General features: G+C 37.5%; 19 protein-coding genes. 14 read left to right on the forward strand and 5 right to left on the reverse strand.

What is annotated here, in order from left to right:
- Nucleotides 1-212: 212 nt before the first annotated feature.
- The 3 genes from AO58_RS0104900 to trhO form a co-directional block, all read right to left on the reverse strand.
- A complete protein-coding gene (locus tag AO58_RS0104900) occupies nucleotides 213-443 on the reverse strand; it encodes a ferredoxin (protein ID WP_024980634.1) in 231 nt (76 codons plus the stop codon).
- A complete protein-coding gene (locus tag AO58_RS0104905; RefSeq protein WP_024980635.1) occupies nucleotides 443-1,684 on the reverse strand; it encodes a peptidase U32 family protein in 1,242 nt (413 codons plus the stop codon). Before AO58_RS0104905 ends, AO58_RS0104900 begins: the two co-directional genes overlap by 1 nt.
- Before the next feature lie 134 nt (nucleotides 1,685-1,818).
- On the reverse strand, nucleotides 1,819-3,177 hold the full coding sequence (gene trhO, locus AO58_RS0104910; RefSeq protein ID WP_024980636.1) for an oxygen-dependent tRNA uridine(34) hydroxylase TrhO: 1,359 nt from the start codon (nucleotides 3,175-3,177) through the stop codon (nucleotides 1,819-1,821).
- A gap of 526 nt (nucleotides 3,178-3,703) precedes the next feature.
- Here trhO and AO58_RS0104920 point away from each other — a divergent pair.
- From AO58_RS0104920 to AO58_RS0104930, 3 genes are read left to right on the forward strand one after another with little or no spacing between them, the layout of a single operon-like run.
- Nucleotides 3,704-4,843, forward strand: coding sequence for an efflux RND transporter periplasmic adaptor subunit (locus AO58_RS0104920; RefSeq protein ID WP_024980637.1), 1,140 nt, complete (start codon nucleotides 3,704-3,706; stop codon nucleotides 4,841-4,843).
- A 2-nt stretch (nucleotides 4,844-4,845) separates the two neighbouring features.
- Nucleotides 4,846-8,004 carry an efflux RND transporter permease subunit gene (locus tag AO58_RS0104925; RefSeq protein ID WP_024980638.1) on the forward strand — a complete coding sequence of 1,053 codons (3,159 nt, stop codon included), beginning with the start codon at nucleotides 4,846-4,848 and terminating at the stop codon, nucleotides 8,002-8,004.
- A complete protein-coding gene (locus AO58_RS0104930; RefSeq protein WP_024980639.1) occupies nucleotides 7,994-9,358 on the forward strand; it encodes an efflux transporter outer membrane subunit in 1,365 nt (454 codons plus the stop codon). Before AO58_RS0104925 ends, AO58_RS0104930 begins: the two co-directional genes overlap by 11 nt.
- Nucleotides 9,359-9,429: 71 nt before the next feature.
- On the opposite strand, the gene AO58_RS0104935 is transcribed toward AO58_RS0104930, so the two are convergent.
- The gene (locus tag AO58_RS0104935; RefSeq protein ID WP_024980640.1) at nucleotides 9,430-9,840 is read right to left on the reverse strand and encodes a BrxA/BrxB family bacilliredoxin; all 411 of its coding nucleotides are present in this window, start codon (nucleotides 9,838-9,840) and stop codon (nucleotides 9,430-9,432) included.
- A 97-nt stretch (nucleotides 9,841-9,937) separates the two neighbouring features.
- Nucleotides 9,938-11,992 carry a methionine--tRNA ligase gene (gene metG, locus AO58_RS0104940; RefSeq protein WP_024980641.1) on the reverse strand — a complete coding sequence of 685 codons (2,055 nt, stop codon included), beginning with the start codon at nucleotides 11,990-11,992 and terminating at the stop codon, nucleotides 9,938-9,940.
- A 155-nt stretch (nucleotides 11,993-12,147) separates the two neighbouring features.
- Between metG and AO58_RS0104945 the strand changes: the two genes are divergently transcribed.
- The 11 genes from AO58_RS0104945 (at nucleotide 12,148) to proC (ending at nucleotide 21,168) form a co-directional block, all read left to right on the forward strand.
- Nucleotides 12,148-12,375 (forward strand): CDGSH iron-sulfur domain-containing protein, encoded by a 228-nt coding sequence (locus tag AO58_RS0104945; protein WP_024980642.1) that lies wholly within the window; start codon nucleotides 12,148-12,150, stop codon nucleotides 12,373-12,375.
- Between the two features lie 20 nt (nucleotides 12,376-12,395).
- Nucleotides 12,396-12,566 (forward strand): hypothetical protein, encoded by a 171-nt coding sequence (locus AO58_RS18135; protein WP_169733396.1) that lies wholly within the window; start codon nucleotides 12,396-12,398, stop codon nucleotides 12,564-12,566.
- Nucleotides 12,567-13,035: 469 nt separating this feature from the next.
- A complete protein-coding gene (locus AO58_RS0104955; RefSeq protein WP_024980643.1) occupies nucleotides 13,036-13,575 on the forward strand; it encodes a DMP19 family protein in 540 nt (179 codons plus the stop codon).
- A 209-nt stretch (nucleotides 13,576-13,784) separates the two neighbouring features.
- Nucleotides 13,785-15,056, forward strand: coding sequence for a serine--tRNA ligase (gene serS / locus AO58_RS0104960; protein ID WP_024980644.1), 1,272 nt, complete (start codon nucleotides 13,785-13,787; stop codon nucleotides 15,054-15,056).
- A 176-nt stretch (nucleotides 15,057-15,232) separates the two neighbouring features.
- Nucleotides 15,233-17,011, forward strand: a complete 1,779-nt coding sequence (locus AO58_RS0104965) for a tetratricopeptide repeat protein (protein WP_024980645.1) — start codon at nucleotides 15,233-15,235, stop codon at nucleotides 17,009-17,011.
- A 76-nt stretch (nucleotides 17,012-17,087) separates the two neighbouring features.
- Complete coding sequence (locus tag AO58_RS0104970) at nucleotides 17,088-17,399, forward strand: DUF4286 family protein (RefSeq protein WP_024980646.1); 312 nt, start codon at nucleotides 17,088-17,090, stop codon at nucleotides 17,397-17,399.
- A gap of 88 nt (nucleotides 17,400-17,487) precedes the next feature.
- A complete protein-coding gene (locus AO58_RS0104975; protein WP_024980647.1) occupies nucleotides 17,488-17,676 on the forward strand; it encodes a hypothetical protein in 189 nt (62 codons plus the stop codon).
- On the forward strand, nucleotides 17,666-18,145 hold the full coding sequence (locus AO58_RS0104980; protein ID WP_024980648.1) for a nucleotidyl transferase AbiEii/AbiGii toxin family protein: 480 nt from the start codon (nucleotides 17,666-17,668) through the stop codon (nucleotides 18,143-18,145). Before AO58_RS0104975 ends, AO58_RS0104980 begins: the two co-directional genes overlap by 11 nt.
- 47 nt (nucleotides 18,146-18,192) lie before the next feature.
- Nucleotides 18,193-18,972: a 16S rRNA (adenine(1518)-N(6)/adenine(1519)-N(6))-dimethyltransferase RsmA gene (gene rsmA / locus AO58_RS0104985; protein WP_024980649.1), complete on the forward strand. Its 780-nt coding sequence runs from the start codon at nucleotides 18,193-18,195 to the stop codon at nucleotides 18,970-18,972.
- Nucleotides 18,962-20,314 (forward strand): magnesium transporter, encoded by a 1,353-nt coding sequence (gene mgtE, locus AO58_RS0104990; RefSeq protein ID WP_024980650.1) that lies wholly within the window; start codon nucleotides 18,962-18,964, stop codon nucleotides 20,312-20,314. Before rsmA ends, mgtE begins: the two co-directional genes overlap by 11 nt.
- A 77-nt stretch (nucleotides 20,315-20,391) precedes the next feature.
- On the forward strand, nucleotides 20,392-21,168 hold the full coding sequence (gene proC, locus AO58_RS0104995) for a pyrroline-5-carboxylate reductase (RefSeq protein ID WP_024980651.1): 777 nt from the start codon (nucleotides 20,392-20,394) through the stop codon (nucleotides 21,166-21,168).
- Nucleotides 21,169-21,524 lie beyond the last annotated feature (356 nt).

The following is a 21,524-nucleotide window of genomic DNA, read 5'->3' on the forward strand; positions in this document are numbered from 1 at the left end:
TTGGGGTAAAATAAAAACCATCACAAAAAGGATTGTGATGGTTTGTGTTATTTGATTTATGATTGACTACAAAGAATCGAATTGTGGTTCTTTAGCCCGATTGCTTTGCTAGTTCACTATCGCTCGGGTGTAAAAAAAAGATTGCAACGGATAGCGGGACCATTGTTCCTTAAAAAAACCTATTTTTTCTGCTCCTAAAAATCAGCTAGAAGCTAGGTTTCTTTGACAGAAATGATTTTTACGGGACAAGCCTTTGCGGCGAGTTCGCAACTTTCTACGATGGTGTGGTCGGGTGATTTTAGGGTGTAAAAACCTTTGGCATTGACACTTTTAATGAGTACCGATTTACCGTCTTTTTTGGACATTTGAAACTGTACGGGTGCCATTTCTACGCAGTAATTGCATCCGATGCATTTGTCTCTTTGCAGGGTGATGATGACCATTAGGCTTCTACTATTTTATATAATTTGTCGGACATACGGATTCTAAACGGCAGTTTGAGGGTGCAATCGTCTCCTTTGGTAGCGCGCTCAGCCGAAGTATCGTTGACAAACATTTCTTCGATAATCATTTCTTGTGCACCCGTGCTTGGACCTGTTACCAAAATTTTATCGCCCACTTTGATGTCGTAGGCTTCGATTTTGAATTGGCCAATTTCAGCTTTGGGGAAGAAATGGGTGCCTTTGCCAACATACACTTTCTTCTGCGTAGCCACAGAACCGGAAACATCGCTCCATTCGCCTAGCTCTTGTCCTAAATAATATCCCGACCAGAATCCGCGGTTGTACACGGTGTTCAAAGCTTCCATCCACGTTGCAACTTTTTCTTTGGAGAAAGTGCCGTCATAGTAGGCATCAATAGCTTCGCGGTAGGTTTTGATTACGGTGGCTACGTATTCTGGAGCACGACCACGACCTTCGATTTTGAGGACTTGAATGCCCGAATCGATGACTTGGTCTAGGAAATCTAGGGTGCATAAATCTTTGGGCGACATCATATATTCGTTGTCCAATTCGATTTCGAAACCGGTTTCTTGGTCGATTACGGTATATTTTTTACGGCAGTTTTGTTTGCAAGCGCCGCGGTTGGCAGAAGAGTTGTTGGAATGTAAACTCAAATAGCATTTACCCGAAACGGCCATACACAATGCGCCGTGACCAAAGATTTCAATCTCAACCAGATTCCCGTTAGGGCCTTTGATTTGTTCTTTTTCGATTTGTTCGGTGATTTTTTTTACTTGACGCAAACTCAATTCGCGACTCAACACCATAGTATCGGCAAAAAGGCTGTAGAATTTAATAGTTTCGATATTGGTCACATTCAATTGCGTAGAAATATGAACTTCCATCCCCACGCTTCGAGCCATTGCAATTACAGCTTGATCGGAAGCAATCACCGCAGTGATGTTGGCTTCTTTGGCTTTATTGATTAAGGTTTTGACCACAGATAAGTCGTGGTCATAAATGATGGTGTTTAAGGTCAAATAACTGCGAACGTTTTTGGCTTCACAGCGTTTGGCGATTTCGGCTAAATCATCCATAGTGAAGTTTACCGAGGCGCGGGCTCGCATATTGAGTTGTTCTACTCCAAAATAAACGGAATCACATCCGTTATCTAAAGCGGCTTGCAAGGATTCGAAATTCCCAGCAGGCGCCATTAATTCTATTTTGTTGTTTGTTGTCATTGTGTGAATTGTTTTGACACAGATTTTCACATATTAATCTGTGTGAATTTGTGAAATCTGTGTCTAATTTATTTTATGAACCTTTGTCAAAGTTTAGAACTTTGACAAATGTGATGGGTAAAAGTTTCGAAAAACTATTTTAAAATCTTATACAATTTATCAGATAAACGCACTCTAAAGGGCACTTCAAAAGTTACTTTGTCGCCAGGTTGTGCGACCGTTTTTTCGGTGCCGTTGACCAACATTTTTTCGAGCACAAGTTGTTCGTTTCCTGTAGTTGGACCCGAAATTATAATGGTATCGCCTAATTGTAGTTCATTATTTTCAATCACGAAAAGAGCAACTTGGGCTTTTACAAAATAATGTTCGGCTTTACCTAAAAGTGCTTTTTTGATTTTTATTCTTTGACGAATCTTGACTGGAGTCGTGGCGACTGCCAATGGTGTATCCGAAAGCTCGCCAGAATGCTTGAAGGGTAATTTATCCGATTTTCCTTTTCGGAAGACTTTGTTGCCTACTTGTTTTCCTTTCCTCAGTTTTCCTTGCTCAACTAATGGCAAGTTGATGATGTCTAAACATTCGTTGGAACAACAATTTTGCATGGCTTCTTTGCATTCGTCACATTGAATGAACAACAAATGACAGCCTACATTTTCGCAATTGGTATGATTGTCGCAAGGTTTTCCACATTGGTGGCATTGCGAAACGATGTCGTCTGTGATGCGCTCACCCAAACGATGGTCAAAAACAAAATTCTTTCCGATAAACTTACTCTTCAGATTTTCTTCTTTGATTTGCTTGGCGTAATTGATGATGCCTCCTTCTAACTGGAAGACATTTTTAAAACCTTGGTGTTTGAAGTAAGCCGAAGCTTTTTCGCAGCGAATTCCTCCAGTGCAATACATCACTAGATTTTTATCTTCTTTAAAATCTTGTAATTGTTCGTTGATGATAGGCAATGATTCCCGAAACGTTTCCACATCAGGAGTAATAGCGCCTTTAAAATGTCCAATTTCACTTTCGTAATGGTTTCTAAAATCAACTACAATCGTGTTGGGATCTTCTAATATTTCGTTGAATTCCTTGGCTTTGAGGTGTACTCCAATATTGGTTACATCAAATGTTTCGTCATTTAATCCGTCGGCCACAATTTTGTCGCGCACTTTTACAGTGAGTTTCAAAAACGAATGATCATCGTGCTCTACAGCTACATTCAAACGAATGTTGCGCATAAATTCATAAGCTTCTAGCGTTTCACGAAAAGCTTCTAAATTTTCGGCAGGTACAGACATTTGGGCGTTGATTCCTTCTTTGGCTACATAGGTTCTACCTAGTGCATCGAGTTTATTCCATTCGATAAATAAATCGTCGCGAAATTTTTTGGGATCTTCAATTTTGGCATACGCATAGAAAGACAACGTGAGGCGTTGTTTTCCGGCTTGGTCAATAAGCTCGGCTCTTTCTTCTGCGCTTAAGGTGTTATACAGTTGCATGCTATAAACGTTTAAGTGAGAATATTTTAGTGAACTCTAATTGGAAGAATTCGGGCGCAAAAGTAGTGTTTTTTTTTCAGTAAACCATATGTTGTGTGTGATGAACTTGATTTGATAGCGAGAAATTGCTATAAAAAAGAGGTCAGTATTATGCTGCTTCCGCGTTTTTTTTTAGATTTTAATTTCTTGAAGCCTTTGTTGTCTCAAAAATTATACAATAAAAAACAAATCAAATTCTCACAAAAAATAGCTAAAAAAGAAGGTAAGCTATAAAATGGTTCTCTTTAAGGGTAATAAAAAACTACTTGGACTGGAAATGGATGAAATTGAATGTTGTAGGATAAGATTTCATAAAAAATTAAGTTTATTCTATGACTTGGTGTCATTTCTTTTTTTGTATTCTTCTTAAATAAAGCGTAACAATTGCCTAATTTTTTTAAAATTAACCTTTTGTGTTCTTTAAGTATAGTTTTTTTGGTTAATTTTGAGAGAATTGTAATTCACTAGCAACTTAAAAAATAATACTATGGACTTCGTAAAGGATTATAAAAAGAGTATCGTACTGTTTTTTTCATTTGTTTTTCTTGTTTCTTGTAATAAAAAAGAAAATCAAGCACCACCACCAATTCCAGCTCCTTTTATTACTGTTGTCGCCAAAGATGTTCCGATTTATAAAGAATTTGCCGCTCAAACGTTTGGAGATTTGGATATTGTTTTGACAGCGAGAATCGATGGGATTTTAACGGGTATTCATTTTACCGAAGGACAAAGAGTAAAAAAAGGACAATTGCTTTACACCATAGACCCTTTGGAGTATGAAACTAAAGTGGAACAAATGAAAGGACAAGTAGCTACTTCTCAAAGTAATTTTGTGAATGCAGAAGAGGAATTAAAACGAATAAAACCGTTAGTTGATATGAATGCGGTGAGCAAGCGAGAATATGATGCGGCTGTGGCCAAAGCAAAAGCTGCTCGATCAAATTTAGAAAGTACCCAAGCAGCATTGCGAAACCAAGAATTAGAGAGAAGTTATTGCAATATTCTATCTCCTATTGATGGAATTATTGGTATTAGTAATGCTCGAGTAGGAGATTACATCTCTAGAATGGGAAGTTCTTCTAAATTGAACACTGTTTCTAGATTGGATAAAGTTAGAGTACGATTTACCATTAGTGAGGCTGAATTTTTAGAGTATCGTAAAAAGAATAGTTTAAGTAGCGATAACAAGGCAAATGATATTGAGCTTTTGCTTTCAGACGGAAGTGTTCATCCTTACAAAGGGGTCCTGAATTTTTCGGATGCCAAAATTGATCCTACTACAGGAACCATGACTATTGAAACCACATTCCCTAATCCGGAGAATAATTTGCGTTCTGGACAGTTTTCAAAAGTAAGAGCTTTGATAGAAAACCAACGCAATGCTATCGCAATTCCTCAAAAAGCGGTGACCGAATTACAAGGAATTTACCAAGTATTAGTCATTGATAAGGAAAATAAAATTCAGGTTCGTATTGTTGAAGTAGGGACCAAAGTGGGAGAAGATTGGGTAATCACCAAAGGTATCAATGCAGGAGATAAAGTGGCTATTACAGGAAGTATGTTTATTCAACCTGGCTCCGTAGTAACTCCTGTTCCTTATGTAACCGAAGATAAAAAAGCGAAATAGTTATGGATAATTTTTTTGTAAGAAGACCTATTGTAGCCATAGTTTTATCCATATTTATGGTAATCATAGGAGGTTTATCTATACTAAACACTCCCATTGCTCAATATCCCGAAATTGCTCCGCCGGTAGTTCAAATTCAAACCAGTTACCGTGGTGCTAATGCATTGAATGTGGAGCAGGCTGTTGCTACTCCCATTGAACAGAAAGTGAATGGTGTAGAGAACATGTTGTACATGCAATCGACCAACACTGGCGATGGAAGTATGTCGCTTTCGGTAACTTTTGATATGGGAACCGATTTGGATAATGCCACGATGTTAACGCAAAACCGTGTAGCATCGGCCACTTCAACCTTGCCAGTAGATGTGAAAAACACAGGGGTAACTACCAAAAAATCCCTGTCGATGCCGTTGCTTTTATTCTCACTTTCTTCACCCAATAATACGTATAGTTCCGACTTTTTAACGAATTATGCCAACATCAATATTGTAGATGCTTTATCTAGAATAAAAGGTGTAGGTGAAGTAGTTATTTTTGGAGGAAGTAACTATGCGATGCGTATTTGGGTAAAGCCTGATATTTTGGCTAAATACAAGTTGACCATCCCAGATATTATGAGTGCGATTAAGGATCAAAACTCGATTGCTCCAGGAGGAAAATTTGGCGCGCCACCTGCAGAGGATGGGAATGAGTTCACTTATAATGTGACCTTGAAAGACCGTTTGGTTGATATTAAGGATTTTGAAAATATTATCTTAAAATCCAATATTGGTAATCAACAAGTTCGATTGAAAGACGTCGCTACAGTAGCGTTAGGTACTGAAAGTTATGCGTCAAAAGGTGCCTTAAATGGAAAACCTGCAGGGACTATTGGAATCAAGCAAATGCCTGGTTCTAATGCGCTAGAAGTAGCAGCGGCCTGTAAAAAAACGATGGACGAATTGAGTAAAAAATTCCCAGAGGATCTTAAATACGATACCTCATTGGATACTACTTTGGCCATTACAGAGGGAATTAGCGAAATTATGCATACCCTTTTGGAAGCGATATTGCTGGTAATTATCGTGGTGTTTATCTTTTTGCAAAATTGGAGAGCGACTATTATTCCTTTACTTACGGTACCTGTGTCGTTAATTGGAGTATTTATGTTGTTTCCTTTGTTAGGTTTCTCAGTAAACGTATTGTCACTTTTAGGTTTGGTTTTGGCTATTGGAATTGTGGTTGATGATGCTATTGTTGTAGTAGAAGCTGTAATGCATCATATCGAACATGGACTCTCGCCGCGTGAAGCGACCAACAAAGCAATGAAAGAGGTTTCTGGTCCCGTAATAGCTATTGCTGTGGTGTTGACCGCCGTATTTATTCCTGTGGCTATGACTCCTGGAATTACGGGGCGTTTGTACCAACAATTTGCCATTACAATTGCTATTTCAGTAATCTTTTCTGCGATAAGTGCATTGACTTTAAGTCCAGCCTTATGTTCAATATTATTAAAACCTAACCAAGAATCCAAAGGTTGGTTAGGAAAGTTTTTCAAAGTATTTAATCAAAAATTCGAATCATTTACCAATAAGTATACTGGATTTACTGGGTTTTTGATCAAGAAGATGGCTCGTAGCTTTATTTTTATTGGAATAATTATAGGAGCTATCGCTATCTTGGGGACTAAAATACCAGGAGGTTTCGTTCCAGAGGAAGATCAAGGGTATTTATTTGTAAATGTTGAATTGCCAGGGGCTTCTTCTTTGCACAGGACTGAAGCCGTTTGTAAAAAAATAGAAGCTATTTTAGGAACTACAGAAGGTATCGAATATTATACCACCGTATCAGGATACAGTTTGTTAAAAAACTCTATGGCTACTAATAATGGATTCTTTTTTATCTCTCTAAAGGAGTGGAAAAAAAGAGAAAAAGACGTATTCCAAATCATTCAAGAGTTAAATGGGAAATTAGTGTACGCTGTTCCTGAAGCAACGGTTTTTGCTTTTGGACCACCACCTATTAGTGGAATTGGAAATGCGGCAGGTTTTTCTATGATGCTACAAGATAGGGCTGGAAAAACACCGCAATATCTCTTTGATAATGCGCAACGTTTTATGGCTGAAGCTCGAAAACGACCTGAAATCGGTAGTGTAAGAACGACTTTCAATCCTTATGTGCCGCAAATTAGTTTGGATATTGATCGTGAAAAAGTAACCGAGTTGAATTTGTCGCTTTCGGATGTGAATTTGGCTATTGGTGCGAGTTTGGGAGGACAATATGTTAATGAGTTCAACAGGTTCGGTCGTCAATATATAGTATTGATTCAAGCCGCTCCAAGTTTTACCTTAAATCCTGACGATATCAACAAAATCTTTGTTCGTAACAAAGACAATGTGATGATCCCTATTTCTAGTATTGCTACTATCAAAAAAGAAAGTGGTCCTGAGTTTACTACCCGATTCAACTTGTATCGATCTGCTGAAATAGGCGGGACACCTGCTCCTGGATACACCTCTTCTGAAGCAAGGGTAGCGCTAGAAGAAACAGCTGCCAAGATACTTCCTTCTGATATGGGCTACGAATGGTCGGCGATGAGTTATCAAGAAAAACAAGCTGAAGGAAAAGGAGCTACCGTTTTCATTATGGCCATTTTATTCGTTTTCTTAATTCTTGCTGCCCAATATGAAAGCTGGAAATTACCTTTTAGTGTATTGTTAGGAACGCCTTTCGCTGTTTTTGGCGCCTTTTTGGGATTATACCTCTGTAAGTTGTTTAGTCCTGATTATGTGAACAATGTTTTTGCACAGATTGGATTGGTGATGCTTATTGGATTAGCTGCCAAAAATGCTATTCTTATTGTTGAGTTTGCCAAAGCTGAGTATGAAAAAGGAGTGCCATTGGTTGAAGCAGCTTTAACCGCAGCTAAGCTCCGATTTCGTCCAATTTTGATGACCGCTTTTGCTTTTATTTTGGGAGTTGTTCCTTTGTTAACTGCTTCTGGAGCGGGAGCTCAAGCGCGAAAAGTAATGGGAATGACCGTGTTTAGCGGAATGCTAGTCGCTACTATAATGGGTGTATGTTTTATTCCAGTGCTTTTCGTTTTTGTGGAAAGAATTGGAAAAAAGAAACATCAAGAAAATGCGGTTGAATCTACAAAATCTATCAGTCATGAAGAATAAATTTAAATTAGGGCTACTATTAGTACTGCTTGCGTTTTTACCAGTAAGTTGTTTGGTAGGGCCAAAGTACAAAGCGCCAGAGTTACAGGAAGCAAGCAAATATCGATTTTCACAAAATGCGGATACTACAAGAACAGTACTTAATGTAAAATGGTTTGATATTTTTAATGATGATGTACTAAAAGGATTGATCAACAAAGGCATTGAAAATAATTTTGATTTAAGAACCGCAGTTTCTCGTTTAGAGCAAGCCAAAGCTAATTTAGGATTTACTAAAGCCAATGTTTTTCCATCTTTTCAGTATAGTGCTGGAGTTAATACGGCTCAAAATTTCATTCAAAATTCATCATTAATTGGAAGTATGTCCTGGGAAATTGATTTCTGGGGCAAATTACGCCACGAAAATAGAGCGGTTCAAAATGAATTGTTAGCTACTGAAGAAGCACGCAAAACGGTCATGGCTGGAATTGTTAGCGATATTGCCACCGCTTATTTTCAATTAAGAGATCTAGACAATCAGTTAGAAATCACAAAACAAACGCTAAAAACGCGCCAGGATTCTTACGTAATTATTTCAGATCGTTTCAATAGCGGGTATACTTCTGAATTGGACAAAGTGCAAATCGAACAACAGGTGGCTATTGCTGAAGCTGCAATTCCTAACATAAAACGACAAATCACGGTACTAGAAAACACGATCTCAATTCTGCTGGGTCAAATGCCTGGACCTATTGAAAGAGGTAAGCAAAACAAGGACCAATTAATGGTTAGCGACTTACCAACAGCAATTCCGTCTTCGTTGTTGCAAAATCGTCCCGATGTAAAAAGAGCAGAATTGCAATATGTGGCAGCTCACGAACGCATTGGAGTGGCGCAAGCCATGCGCTTTCCTTCTTTTAACATTGCTGCTATTGCTGGATTTGCAACTCCAAAAATTGGTGATTTGTTTGATAGTGGTGCGTATAGAGATAATGCTTCAGTCGGAATAACTGGACCATTATTTCAATTTGGTAAAAATAGAAGACGTGTAGAAATTAATAGACAATTGGCGGAACAATCCAAATTGAATTATGAAAAGACCTATTTGGTAGCGATTGCTGAAGTGGAAAACGCTATTCAAAACGCCACCACTTTTAAAGAAGAGTACGAAGCCAGAAGTCGACAAGTGGCAGCTGCCAAGAAGAACTATGAATTGTCTTATGCAAGATATTATAATGGCTATGTATCCTATCTAGAAGTATTAGATGTTCAACGTTCTTTATTTGATGCCGAAATTAGTTTGTCACAATTGTCGCAACGTCAATTGACCGCTATGGTGCAACTTTACAAAGCGCTTGGTGGAGGTTGGAATTAAATAATTCAAACGCTATAAAACAAAAAAACATCCCGTTAAAAGGATGTTTTTTTGTTTTATGTTGAACGTACTTAGCACACTTCGTTATAAGCATCTTTCAAGTTGTCGGCGATCATTTCGGCTGGACGACCTTCAATATGATGGCGTTCTAGCATGTGTACCAACTCACCATTTTTGAACAAAGCAATAGAAGGTGAAGAAGGAGGAAAAGGAAACATATGTTGTCTGGCCGCATCAACCGCTTCTTTATCAACACCTGCAAAAACAGTGATTAATTGATCTGGTTTTTTTGCTCCATCGATACTCAAAATGGCTCCTGGACGTGCATTTCTAGCTGCGCAACCACAAACAGAATTGACTACAACTAGCGTAGTTCCCTCTTTTTTAATGGCTTCATTTACGTCATCAGCATTGTGTAAATCTTGAAAACCTGCCGAAGTTAATTCAGCTTGCATGGGTAATACCATATCTTGTGGATACATATCTTTTAATTTTTAGTTAAATTTTGACTGCAAAGTTACAAAGTTTGCCAAAAAGTTTTGGGAACAAAGTATAAAGTTTTGTTATAGTTACTGGTAATTAATTTATCGTTTCTCCGTTAGTAACTCCTTCCGCATCTGGATTAACAAAAACGAGTTGGCCTTCTGCATTGGTAGTCATCAAAATCATACCTTGGCTTTCTACGCCACGTAAATTTCTTGGTGCTAAGTTTACTAAAACAGTTACGCGTTTTCCAATAATATCTTCAGGTTTAAAACTCTCTGCAATTCCTGAAACAATGGTGCGAACATCAATTCCAGTATCTACTTTTAGAATCAATAATTTATTCGCTTTAGGCATTTTTTCGGCTTCCAAAATAGTTCCTACACGAATATCCATTTTGGCAAAATCTTCAAACTGAATCAACTCTTTCTGTGGTTCAGCTTTTTTATTTTCAGCGCTATTTGCCGTTTTCGTAGCTTCTAATTTGTCGATTTGTTTTTGAATGGCCTCGTCTTCAATTTTAGAGAAAAGCAATTCGGCTTCGCCAATTTGGTGACCTGCTGGTAATAAATTCCAATTGTCAAAATCTAAATTCCAATTATTGACATCGATGTTTAGCATTCGTAACAATTTTTGTGACGTAAACGGTAAGAAAGGCTCACAAAGCGAACTCAAAGCAGCCGCAATTTGCAAGGCTACAAACATTTGGGTTTTGGTACGTTCCGGATCGGTTTTGACCATTTTCCAAGGCTCTTCATCCGCCAAATATTTATTTCCTAAACGCGCAACATTCATCATTTCGCCCAAGGCTTCTCTAAAACGGTATCTTTCGATAGAACTCGAAATCACCGCTGGATAAGCTTTCAATTCTTCTAAAGTTTGTTCATCTACTTCAGATAATTCATTTGGTCTTGGAACAATTCCGTTGTAATATTTATTCGTCAAAACCACCACACGATTGATGAAATTTCCAAAAATAGCCACCAATTCGTTGTTGTTTCTAGCCTGAAAATCTTTCCAAGTAAAATCGTTGTCTTTGGTTTCTGGCGCATTCGATGTCAAGGCATAGCGCAACACATCCTGCTGATTAGGGAATTCTTCTAAATATTCGTGCAACCAAACGGCCCAGTTTTTTGAAGTCGATAATTTATTTCCTTCTAAGTTCAAGAATTCGTTTGCTGGAACATTATCTGGTAAGATATAGCTTCCTTCCGCTTTCAACATCGCTGGGAAAATCACACAGTGAAAAACGATATTATCTTTTCCGATAAAATGTACCAATTTGGTGTCTTGATCTTTCCAGTAAGGTTCCCAATCTTTACCTTCTCTGGCTGCCCATTCTTTGGTAGATGAGATGTAACCAATTGGAGCATCAAACCAAACGTATAATTTTTTTCCTTCGGCACCTGCTACAGGAACATCAATTCCCCAGTCTAAGTCACGAGTTACTGCACGAGGCTCTAATCCGCCGTCAATCCAAGATTTTACTTGACCGTACACATTAGGTTTCCAATCATTTTTATGACCTTCCAAAATCCATTCTCTCAAGAAGGCATCGTAACGATCCAGAGGCAAGAACCAGTGTTTGGTCGATTTCAAAACAGGCGTTTCTCCCGTGATGGTTGATTTAGGATTGATTAAGTCGGTAGCGTTTAATGTAGAACCACATTTTTCGCATTGATCTCCGTAGGCTTCTTCGTTACCACATTTTGGACAAGTACCTACTACAAAACGATCGGCCAAAAACTGATTAGCTTTGGCATCGTATAATTGTTCGGTAATTTCTTCGATAAAATCACCTTTGTCGTATAATTTTTTGAAAAATTCAGAAGCCGTTTTGTGATGAATTTCAGCCGAAGTTCTAGAATAATTGTCAAATGAAATTCCGAAATCAGCAAATGATTTCCTAATGATTCCATCGTATTTATCAATCACTTCTTGAGGTGTAATGCCTTCTTTTTTGGCTTTCATCGAAATAGCCACTCCATGTTCATCACTTCCGCAAACAAACACCACATCCCTTCCTTGCAAACGCAAATAACGTGAATAAATGTCCGAAGGCACGTAAACCCCCGCCAAATGCCCAATATGAATGGGTCCGTTGGTATAAGGTAATGCTGCTGTAATGGTATATCTTTTTGGATTCTGCATCTTTATTCTGTTTTATTGCCTGCAAAAATAAGATTTTTTATGATAGGGACACAGGGACAAGTCACGACTTGTCCGTACTTCTATAAAAAAGAAGATTTGAAAACCGAAATATCAATTTAAATTTTATGACCTTTGAAGCCAAAACAAAACAAATTATGAGCAAGACGAAACTAACCATCAACAAAAACGGATCTATAAAAATTGAAGGCGATTTTGAAATAGTAGATCAAGACGGAAATGTCTACGGACTAGAAGGAAGAACTGCTTTAGGTTTATGCCGATGTGGCTTGTCTTCGAATAAACCTTTTTGTGACGGTTCCCACCGCAATACTTTTGAAGGCGAATCGAAAGCATTTGATTTACCTCCAATGAAGAAAAATTAGATTCACAAACACTTAGGGTTATGGCTAAGGGACCTGAAAAAAACACCAAAAACAAGGCGTTGCATACCAAATTACTCAATCGGAAGAAGGCAAAAGAGCGAGAAGAGAAAGAGTTACGAGCCAAGAGACTGAAAGCTTTGGTGGCCAAAATGAATGCGCAAAAGCATACGGACGAATCTAATGATTTATAGATTCGTTCTTTTGTTTTAAGGCTGAAGCTATTCATTACCGGATGTTGCGTTAGGGTTTGCAGTGAAAATCCTTTTTGAGGCTTTTTCTGCCTCAAAAAGATTGTAGCGTAAAGCCCGACCCTTGTGGTAACGCCCAAGTATTGAGATTTTTAAAAGTGGTCTATTTCAAGCAGGGTCTAGGAAGTTTGTAGTTGCTATAATTTATGGATGGAATAGGGCAAACACATGAGTTAATTTTCAAAACGAATTCCACAAATGAGCACTAATTTTCGTTCATTGATTTTTTTTTGGATTCGTTATAACTATAACCGAACATTACTTGCAATTATTTCGACCTCCAAATCTGTGGAATCTGTGTCTGATTACTTTTTTTAAAACTCATGCGTTTGCTCTGATGGTCAAAAAAAACATTTCCATGGTCCATTAATTTACCCGAAATTTGCCTGAAATCTTCAAAAAACAAAAGCTTATGGAATTTGGTAGAATTATAGTTTCGGAAACAGCGTTCAATAGTGAGCAACTTCAAGATGTTATTCATTCGAACATTTCGGTCATTAATTTAATGCGAGAAGAAGGCGTTGAGGATGAGTTGATTCATGAAGATGCTTTGACGAGCTATTACTTGGATTATTATTACACACAATATGTAACGGGTAATTTTGCGCAATTTGTGCATCATTCGGGTTGGAATGCAGAGTTGAACGAGCTGATAGAAGAAGGTTTGGCTTTGATTGGTGCCGAAAAGCATTTGGAATTCTTTCAGCAACAATCCAAAAAAGTAAAACTGATGAGTAGCGTGAAACTCAATAAGTTTTTGAAAGGGAAACTAGAGGGTGTAAATCCTGTACGTGACGCACTCAATAGCGATACTTTTTTTGAAATAGAGGAAAATTTAGTGACTTTGAATGCCAATTTTTTAAAATTACATCCCGATTTTGAAGTGCTTACGGTAGACGAAATGTTTGCCACTTTGGAAGAATTTGTAGGGCATGAGATTAAAAGAGAATAACTAATATTTCTCAAAAAAAGGCCAAGAAAAACACGAAGGAACACGGAGAACTTTCTATAAATTAGAGAAAACTTCGTGGCTCTCTGTTACTCTTTCGTGAATATTAGTGAAATATCTTTTCCAAAAGAAACTTTGTACCAATCTTATCAAACATTTCCTTAAATTTGTGGGCGCAAATAGCCTTAAATATAAGAGTTAAAAACAAAACTATGTTACAAATCGCATTTATTAGAGAGAATCAAGAAAAAGTAATCAACGCTTTAGCCAAAAGAAACCTTGACGCTAACAGTATTGTAAACGAAGTGGTACAACTAGACGAACAACGTCGCGCTACTCAAGTGGCTTTAGACAACACTTTATCTGAATCTAATAAATTGTCCAAAGATATTGGGGATTTGATGAAAAGTGGTGAGAAAGCAAAAGCCGCTATTCTTAAAGAAAAAACAGTTTCTTTAAAAGAAAAAAGCAAGGAATTGGCAGAAAAAGCAGATGCTTTGGCCGAAGAATTGACTCAAAAATTATATACCTTACCTAACCTTCCAGCGGATATTGTACCGAACGGAAAATCGGCAGACGACAACCTAAACGTTTTTCAAGAAGGTGACATTCCTGCGTTGCACGAAGGCGCTTTGCCACATTGGGAATTGGTAAAAAAATACGATATCATTGATTTTGAATTGGGTGTAAAAATCACGGGTGCGGGATTCCCTGTTTACAAAGGAAAAGGAGCTCGCTTACAACGTGCTTTAATCAATTATTTTTTAGATAAAAACACAGCTGCAGGTTACAAGGAAATGCAGGTGCCACATTTAGTAAACGAAGCTTCAGGCTACGGAACGGGTCAATTGCCAGACAAAGAAGGGCAAATGTACCACGCTACTGTTGATGATTTGTATTTGATTCCAACGGCTGAGGTTCCCGTGACCAATTTATTTAGAGATGTTATTGTAAGTGAAAATGAATTGCCAATTTTATGTACCGCTTACACTCCTTGTTTCCGTCGTGAAGCAGGTTCTTATGGAGCACATGTACGCGGATTAAACCGTTTGCACCAATTTGATAAAGTAGAAATTGTTCGTATCGAACATCCAGAAAAGTCATACGAAGCTTTGGATGGTATGGTAGAACATGTCAAAGATATTTTGCAGGAACTAAAATTACCGTACCGAATTTTGCGTTTGTGTGGAGGCGATATGGGATTCACTTCGGCGTTGACGTATGATTTTGAAGTGTTTTCAACTGCGCAAGACCGTTGGTTAGAAATTTCATCTGTATCTAATTTTGAAACCTTCCAAGCCAACCGTTTGAAATTACGTTTCAAAGACAAAGACGGCAAAAATCAATTGGCGCATACCTTGAACGGAAGTTCTTTGGCTTTGCCTAGAGTTTTGGCTGGAATTTTAGAAAACTACCAAACTCCAGAAGGAATCGTAATCCCAGAAGTATTACGTCCGTATTGTGGTTTTGATATCATTGACTAAAATAAATTACCATATAAGGCATTTAAGGTCATTTAAGTTTTAATGATTAAAATAATTTTTCAGGCATTAAAAAAAAATATGATTCAACTTTTTAAGGCAAAAGCTTAAATTTTGAATAGCAATGTAATTCTTATATGCCCTTAAATACCTTATATGGTTAAATAAATTCGCAACCCATGAAAAAACTCTTTCTACATATCACGCTGTTTTTTTCATGGATTTGTTTTTCGCAAAACGAACAATTGGCTCAATATTTTTATGAAAAAGGAGATTTTGAAAAAGCCAAATTAGGGTACGAAGAATTGCTCAAAAGTATCCCTCAAAACTCTCAATATTTTCTCAGAACAATTGATTGCTATCAACAATTGCAACAATATGATTTGGCCGAAAAAACCATACAAACGCGTTATTCTAAATACAAACAAGCTTTTTTATTAGTCGAAATGGGCTACAATTGGCAGTTGCAAAAAAACGAAGCCAAAGCCAAAAGTTATTACGAACAAGCGCTTGAAAGTATTCGTAAAAATCCCAACGAAGTGTATGGTGTATCCAATGCTTTTGAGAAAAAAGTGATTTTAGAATACGCCGTAAAAGCCTATCAAATTGCGGTCGAATTGGAGCCCACTTTTAATTTCAATTATCAAATGGCCTTGCTTTATGGGCAATTGGGTAAAACCGATTTAATGATTACCACTTTTTTAGACGAAGCCTTCATCAATCCTCAGAATTCGAGTTTAATTCAGCATCAATTGTCTCGTTATATGTCAGACGAGAACGATACCTCATTTTCTGATTCTTTAAAAAAGGCGTTGATTTTACGCACTCAAAAAGACCAAGATATCTTCTGGAATCAGTATTTGAGTTGGTTTTATGTTCAACAAAAAGAGTTTGGCAAAGCATTCATTCAAGAAAAAGCCATTTACAAACGTAATCCAGAATCCTTGGCTGAAATTGTAAGCTTGGGACAAATGGCAATTGAAGAAGACCAAACCGAAGCGGCAGCAGAAATCTTAGGCTTTGTTTTAGAAAACACCAAGGATTTGGAAACACTCATACAAGCCAATACGTACTTAATAGAAATGAAATTGGCCAAAGCAAAACCTGCTGATTTTATCGCCATTGATACGCAACTTAAATCCTTATTGCAGCAATTTGAAATCAATCTGTTTACGCTGAAATTGCAATTAATTCAAGCACATTTTACGGCTTTTAGTTTAAAAAAACCAGAAGAAGCAAAAGCAATTATTACTAAAGCATTGGCACTACCGTTAAACGATTATCAAATTGCCGATGCCAAAATGGAGTTGGCCGATATCTTGTTATATGAAGAAAAATACAACCAAGCCTTGTTGTATTATTCCCAAATTGAATTGGATTTGAAGAACGATGTAATGGCACATGAAGCCAGTTTAAAAGCAGCCAAAACGAGTTATTTTAAAACCGATTTTGATTGGGCTTTGAAGCAATTTAAAGAATTAAAATCTGCCAATACACAATTGATTGCCAATGATGCTTTGGAATATTTTTTATTAATCAATGACAATACCGTTGTCGATTCTACCCAAACGGCTTTAAAGCAATTTGCCAAAGGCGACTATTTGATGTATCAAAAACGCAACGAGGAGGCTATTGCTCATTTCCAAAAGATGCTACAGCAATTCAAAGGACAAGAGATTGAAGCGGTGACTCTTTTACGATTAGGTAAATTGTATGAGACGATAGGCAATTATTCTCAGGCATTGCAACAATATCAGGTGATAATTGCCCAACATAGTGATGGCATTTACATCGATGAAGCCTTGTTTTTTGCAGCGGAACTGTATGTGAAATACTTAAATGACCCCGAAAAAGCAAAACCACTTTATGAAAAAATGATTTTTAACCATCAAGACAGTATTTACTTTGTTGAGGCAAGGAAAAAATTCAGACAATTAAGAGGCGATACGAATTTGTAAAAGAGTGTAATCGTTGATTCGGTTAACCGATTAAACAAATCAACGATTAAGCAATTAACCGTTTAAACAACAAAAGATGATTATATACAACGTTACCATCAATATTCACGAAAGTGTACACGACAAATGGATGATTTGGATGCAGCATAAGCACATTCCAGAAGTACTAGCAACGGGTAAATTCATTAATGCTAGATTAGTTCGCGTTTTGGTCGAAGAAGAAATGGGTGGACTTACCTATTCGGTGCAATACACGACAGACAGTAAGGCGACCCTTCAAAAGTATTATGATGAAGACGCTCCAGCTTTAAGAGAAGAAGGCTTAAAATTATTTGGAGACAAAATGCTAGCTTTCAGAACAGAATTACAAGTGATTTCGGAGCATTAAATCAACTAGTTTGCGATTTGAATCCGATAATAAAAAATGTTAGCATAAAGATTTAATTAGGCTAATTACTCTAAAATAATCAGTAGTTATGGAACTTTTTTTTCAAACCAAAGAAGAAAGCAATAAAAAACAAATAGATGATTTTTTGAAATTATCTAAATGCGAACGCTTTTATAGTTTTTTGCGTTTAATGGAGAAAATGCAGGAATTTCCAATTAAAAAAAAGGTAAAGAAAAGCACAAATTTTATTTTAAATAAAAAGGAGCATGTCTCATAAATGGGAAGAAAATATTAATCAGTTTATTGCAACGGCGAATAAATATAAAGTTCGTATGCTGATGGTTGGGGGTGGAGCTGTAAACTTTCATGGGTATCAACGCCATTCATCTGATGTAGATTTTTGGATTGAAACCACAGAACTTAATTTCAAAAAGTTAGTCGCTGTTTTTAATGAAATGGGATATGAAATTGAGGATTTTCCCGAAAATGTTAAAAAAGAAAAACAAAATATATCGATTAAATTTTCTCCTCTGGATTTAGATTTAGAACTAATTACCAAGTTTTCCGTAAATAAAACTTTTGACGAAGCTTTTGAAAGTAGTGAAGAGGTAACGGTTAATTCTAATTCGTTTTTAAAGTGGAATGTACTCTCTCTCGAAGATTTGATAACAAGCAAAATAAAAGCAAATAGACCAAAGGATTTATTAGATATTCAGCAACTGCTAGAAATAAACAAAAAAAAATAACCGATTTGAAACACTTCAATATCAAATTCTAAACACTATAAAATTTCATGGAAAAAGTAAAAGCCAAAAAACATCTCGGACAACACTTTCTAAAAGACGAAAGCATTGCCAAAGCCATTGCCGACACCTTGAGTTTAGAAGGCTACAACGAAGTCTTAGAAATTGGTCCAGGAATGGGAGTGTTGACCAAATATTTGCTAGAAATACCCATCGATACCTATGTTATAGAAATCGATACGGAATCGGTGACTTATTTGGATGCCAATTATCCAAAATTAAAGGATAAAATTATTTCAGAAGATTTCTTAAAATATAATATCAATTCCGTTTTCGAAGGGAAACAATTTGCTATCATTGGTAATTTTCCCTATAATATTTCAACGCAAATTGTATTCAGAACTTTGGAGTTTAGAGACCAAATTCCAGAGTTTTCAGGTATGTTTCAAAAAGAAGTTGCCGAACGCATTTGCGAGAAAAAAGGAAGTAAAACTTACGGCATACTTTCGGTTTTGGCACAAGCATTTTACGATACCGAATATTTGTTTACGGTTGACGAACACGTATTCAATCCGCCGCCAAAAGTAAAATCGGGTGTGATGCGTATGCGTCGTAAAGAAAATTACACCTTGCCTTGTAGCGAAAAACTTTTGTTTACCGTAGTGAAAACTGCCTTTCAGCAGCGCCGAAAAACCTTGCGCAACAGTTTAAAAACCTTAAATTTGTCCGATGCTTTAAGAGAAGACCCAATTTTTGATATTCGTCCGGAGCAATTGAGCGTAGAAGAATTTATAGCATTAACACGAAAAATAGAAGCCGATGGAGTTTAAAATCAGCAAAGAACTCATACTAGAGTTAGAGCAACTCATTCAAAACAAGAACGACGTTCAGTTGGAATTGTTATTGAATGACATGCACCATGCTGATATTGCAGAGGTTTTAGACGAACTCGACTTTGACGAGGCAACCTATATTTTCAAGGTTTTAGATAGCGAAAAAACAGCCGAAATCCTTCTAGAACTAGAAGACGATTTGAGAGAAAACATCTTGAGCCGTCTTTCCCCAAAAGAAATCGCTGAAGAGCTTGATGAATTAGAAACCAATGATGCGGCCGACATTATTGCCGAATTATCGCAAGACATCAAAGCCGAAGTAATCTCAGAATTGCAAGACGTTGAGCACGCCAAAGACATTGTCGAATTGCTGCGCTATGACGAAGATACTGCTGGGGGAATCATGCACAAAGAGTTAGTGAAAGTCAACGAAAACTGGAACGTACTCACTTGTGTCAAAGAAATGCGAATTCAAGCCGAAAATATATCACGCGTGCACTCCATTTATGTAGTAGATGATGACGGAAGACTAAAAGGACGTTTATCGCTCAAAGACTTATTAACCACTTCTACACGAACCGCAATCAGCGATGTGTACATAAGAAAATTAAATTTTGTCAACGTAGATACCGAAGATGTTGAGGTAGCACGTATCATGCAAAAATATGACTTAGAAGCCATTCCTGTCGTGGATGAATTAGGTCGTTTAGTGGGTAGAATTACCATCGATGATATCGTAGACGTAATCAAGGACGAAGCCGACAAAGATTACCAGTTAGCAGCGGGTATCTCTCAAGACGTAGAGGCCGATGATAGTATTATGGAATTGACCAAAGCACGTTTGCCTTGGTTGGTTTTAGCGCTATTAGGTGGATTTATCACCGTTCGCGTGCTTGGTTTGTTTGAAGGCGCCATGCTCGAACACGGAAAATTATTCTTTTTCACTCCCTTAATCGCTGCGATGGCTGGAAATGTTGGGGTACAATCCTCAGCAATAATCGTTCAAGGTTTGGCAAATAATACCTTAAGTGGTTCGCTGTTCAATCGTTTGGTCAAAGAAATTTCACTAAGCCTTTTGAACGGATTAATCTTAGCCAGCATCTTGTTTTTAGGAAGCCATTTTCTGCTGAATGTAGAGGTAATTATTGGCGTAATTGTAACAATTGCATTGGTTTCCGTGATAATTATTGCCTCATTAATTGGTACTTTTATCCCGTTGCTATTAGACAAATTTGGTATCGACCCGGCATTAGCAACTGGGCCATTTATTACCACTAGTAACGACATTTGCGGAATTTTGATTTATTTTTCTATAGCCAAATTGGTTTTAGGATTTTAATAAGTAATAAAAATAACACATTCCCATATCGGCTCCCCCTCTTTTGGAGGGGGCTGGGGGGAGGAAAAAACCAAACCATGAAAGTACACATCATCGGAGGAGGAAACCTTGGCGTTTCTATTGCCTTAGGTTTAGCCAAGTTTTCACAAGGACATCAAATCACCATCACACGACGCAACACGGCTAGTATTTTATATTTGCAAGAACTCGGAATCACCGTTGCAACAGACAATACCTTAGCTATTCAAGAAGCCGATTTAATTATCTTGACCATCAAACCTTATCAAGTAGATACAGTTTTGACTGAAATCCTTCCAGTAATTACGAACAAAACCATTGCTTCAGCCGTTAGTGGTTTATCTATCGAAAATTTACAAAACAAAATAGGGGCTTCTCACAGCGCCATCCGAATTATGCCCAATATCGCTGCCCAATTCGGAGCTTCAGCGACTTGTATCGCCTTCAACGAAAAAAACAAAGAAACCGCTCAACCGGTAGTGCAATTGTTTCAGGACTTAGGAACCGCGCCAATTATCGATGAAAAACTAATGGATGCCGCCACCGTTTTGGCCGCCAGCGGAACAGCTTTTGCCCTACGTTACATCCGCGCGTCTATGCAAGCGGGTATTGAGATTGGATTCGATTGGCAAACCGCCTTGGCCATTTCTGCTCAAACCGTAAAAGGTGCCGCCGAAATGCTCCTAGAAGAAAAAGGCCATCCCGAACAATTAATCGACCGCGTAACTACACCACAAGGCTGCACTATCGCAGGACTCAACGAAATGGAAATGCACGGTTTCAGTTCTTCACTCATTCGAGGCATCAAAACGTCCTTAAAACAAATCAAAGGATAAATTATTTGGGCGTGCCACCCTAAAGCAAAGGGGCCAACTCATGCTACTCGTGAGTCGGCCCCTTTCCTTTAGGCTGTCGGGCTATCCGCGCTACTTCGGTAGCTAGCTTCTATCCCTCACGTACAATGTCATTAAGTTAAGAGATTTTAGATTGAAGATTAACGATTCTTGATTTTAGATTTTAGAGCAAGTGAGTAAAATTATATGATTTTAAGCATCTTATACATCAGCAATCAAAAATCGTTAATCAAAAATCAGCAATCATTTTATCATTTAATCCTTAGCTTAATGACATTGCCCTCACGCGATATCATTACGAAAAGAGATTTCAGATTTCAACAAGGCTAATCCATTTT

The organism is Flavobacterium succinicans LMG 10402 (genome assembly GCF_000611675.1).
Taxonomy (GTDB): domain Bacteria; phylum Bacteroidota; class Bacteroidia; order Flavobacteriales; family Flavobacteriaceae; genus Flavobacterium; species Flavobacterium succinicans.

Bases quoted from the DNA above. Each gene is read 5' to 3' on its own strand.
- AO58_RS0104980 (WP_024980648.1), top strand. From the start codon at position 17,666: ATGTCTCATAAATGGGAAGAAAATATTAATCAGTTTATTGCAACGGCG.
- AO58_RS0104955 (WP_024980643.1), top strand. From the start codon at position 13,036: ATGGAATTTGGTAGAATTATAGTTTCGGAAACAGCGTTCAATAGTGAG.
- proC (WP_024980651.1), top strand. From the start codon at position 20,392: ATGAAAGTACACATCATCGGAGGAGGAAACCTTGGCGTTTCTATTGCC.
- rsmA (WP_024980649.1), top strand. From the start codon at position 18,193: ATGGAAAAAGTAAAAGCCAAAAAACATCTCGGACAACACTTTCTAAAA.
- AO58_RS0104945 (WP_024980642.1), top strand. From the start codon at position 12,148: ATGAGCAAGACGAAACTAACCATCAACAAAAACGGATCTATAAAAATT.
- AO58_RS0104970 (WP_024980646.1), top strand. From the start codon at position 17,088: ATGATTATATACAACGTTACCATCAATATTCACGAAAGTGTACACGAC.
- serS (WP_024980644.1), top strand. From the start codon at position 13,785: ATGTTACAAATCGCATTTATTAGAGAGAATCAAGAAAAAGTAATCAAC.
- AO58_RS0104920 (WP_024980637.1), top strand. From the start codon at position 3,704: ATGGACTTCGTAAAGGATTATAAAAAGAGTATCGTACTGTTTTTTTCA.
- AO58_RS0104965 (WP_024980645.1), top strand. From the start codon at position 15,233: ATGAAAAAACTCTTTCTACATATCACGCTGTTTTTTTCATGGATTTGT.
- AO58_RS0104925 (WP_024980638.1), top strand. From the start codon at position 4,846: ATGGATAATTTTTTTGTAAGAAGACCTATTGTAGCCATAGTTTTATCC.
- trhO (WP_024980636.1), bottom strand. From the start codon at position 3,177: ATGCAACTGTATAACACCTTAAGCGCAGAAGAAAGAGCCGAGCTTATT.
- AO58_RS0104930 (WP_024980639.1), top strand. From the start codon at position 7,994: ATGAAGAATAAATTTAAATTAGGGCTACTATTAGTACTGCTTGCGTTT.
- AO58_RS0104935 (WP_024980640.1), bottom strand. From the start codon at position 9,840: ATGTATCCACAAGATATGGTATTACCCATGCAAGCTGAATTAACTTCG.
- AO58_RS0104900 (WP_024980634.1), bottom strand. From the start codon at position 443: ATGGTCATCATCACCCTGCAAAGAGACAAATGCATCGGATGCAATTAC.
- AO58_RS0104975 (WP_024980647.1), top strand. From the start codon at position 17,488: ATGGAACTTTTTTTTCAAACCAAAGAAGAAAGCAATAAAAAACAAATA.
- AO58_RS0104905 (WP_024980635.1), bottom strand. From the start codon at position 1,684: ATGACAACAAACAACAAAATAGAATTAATGGCGCCTGCTGGGAATTTC.
- mgtE (WP_024980650.1), top strand. From the start codon at position 18,962: ATGGAGTTTAAAATCAGCAAAGAACTCATACTAGAGTTAGAGCAACTC.
- metG (WP_024980641.1), bottom strand. From the start codon at position 11,992: ATGCAGAATCCAAAAAGATATACCATTACAGCAGCATTACCTTATACC.
- AO58_RS18135 (WP_169733396.1), top strand. From the start codon at position 12,396: ATGGCTAAGGGACCTGAAAAAAACACCAAAAACAAGGCGTTGCATACC.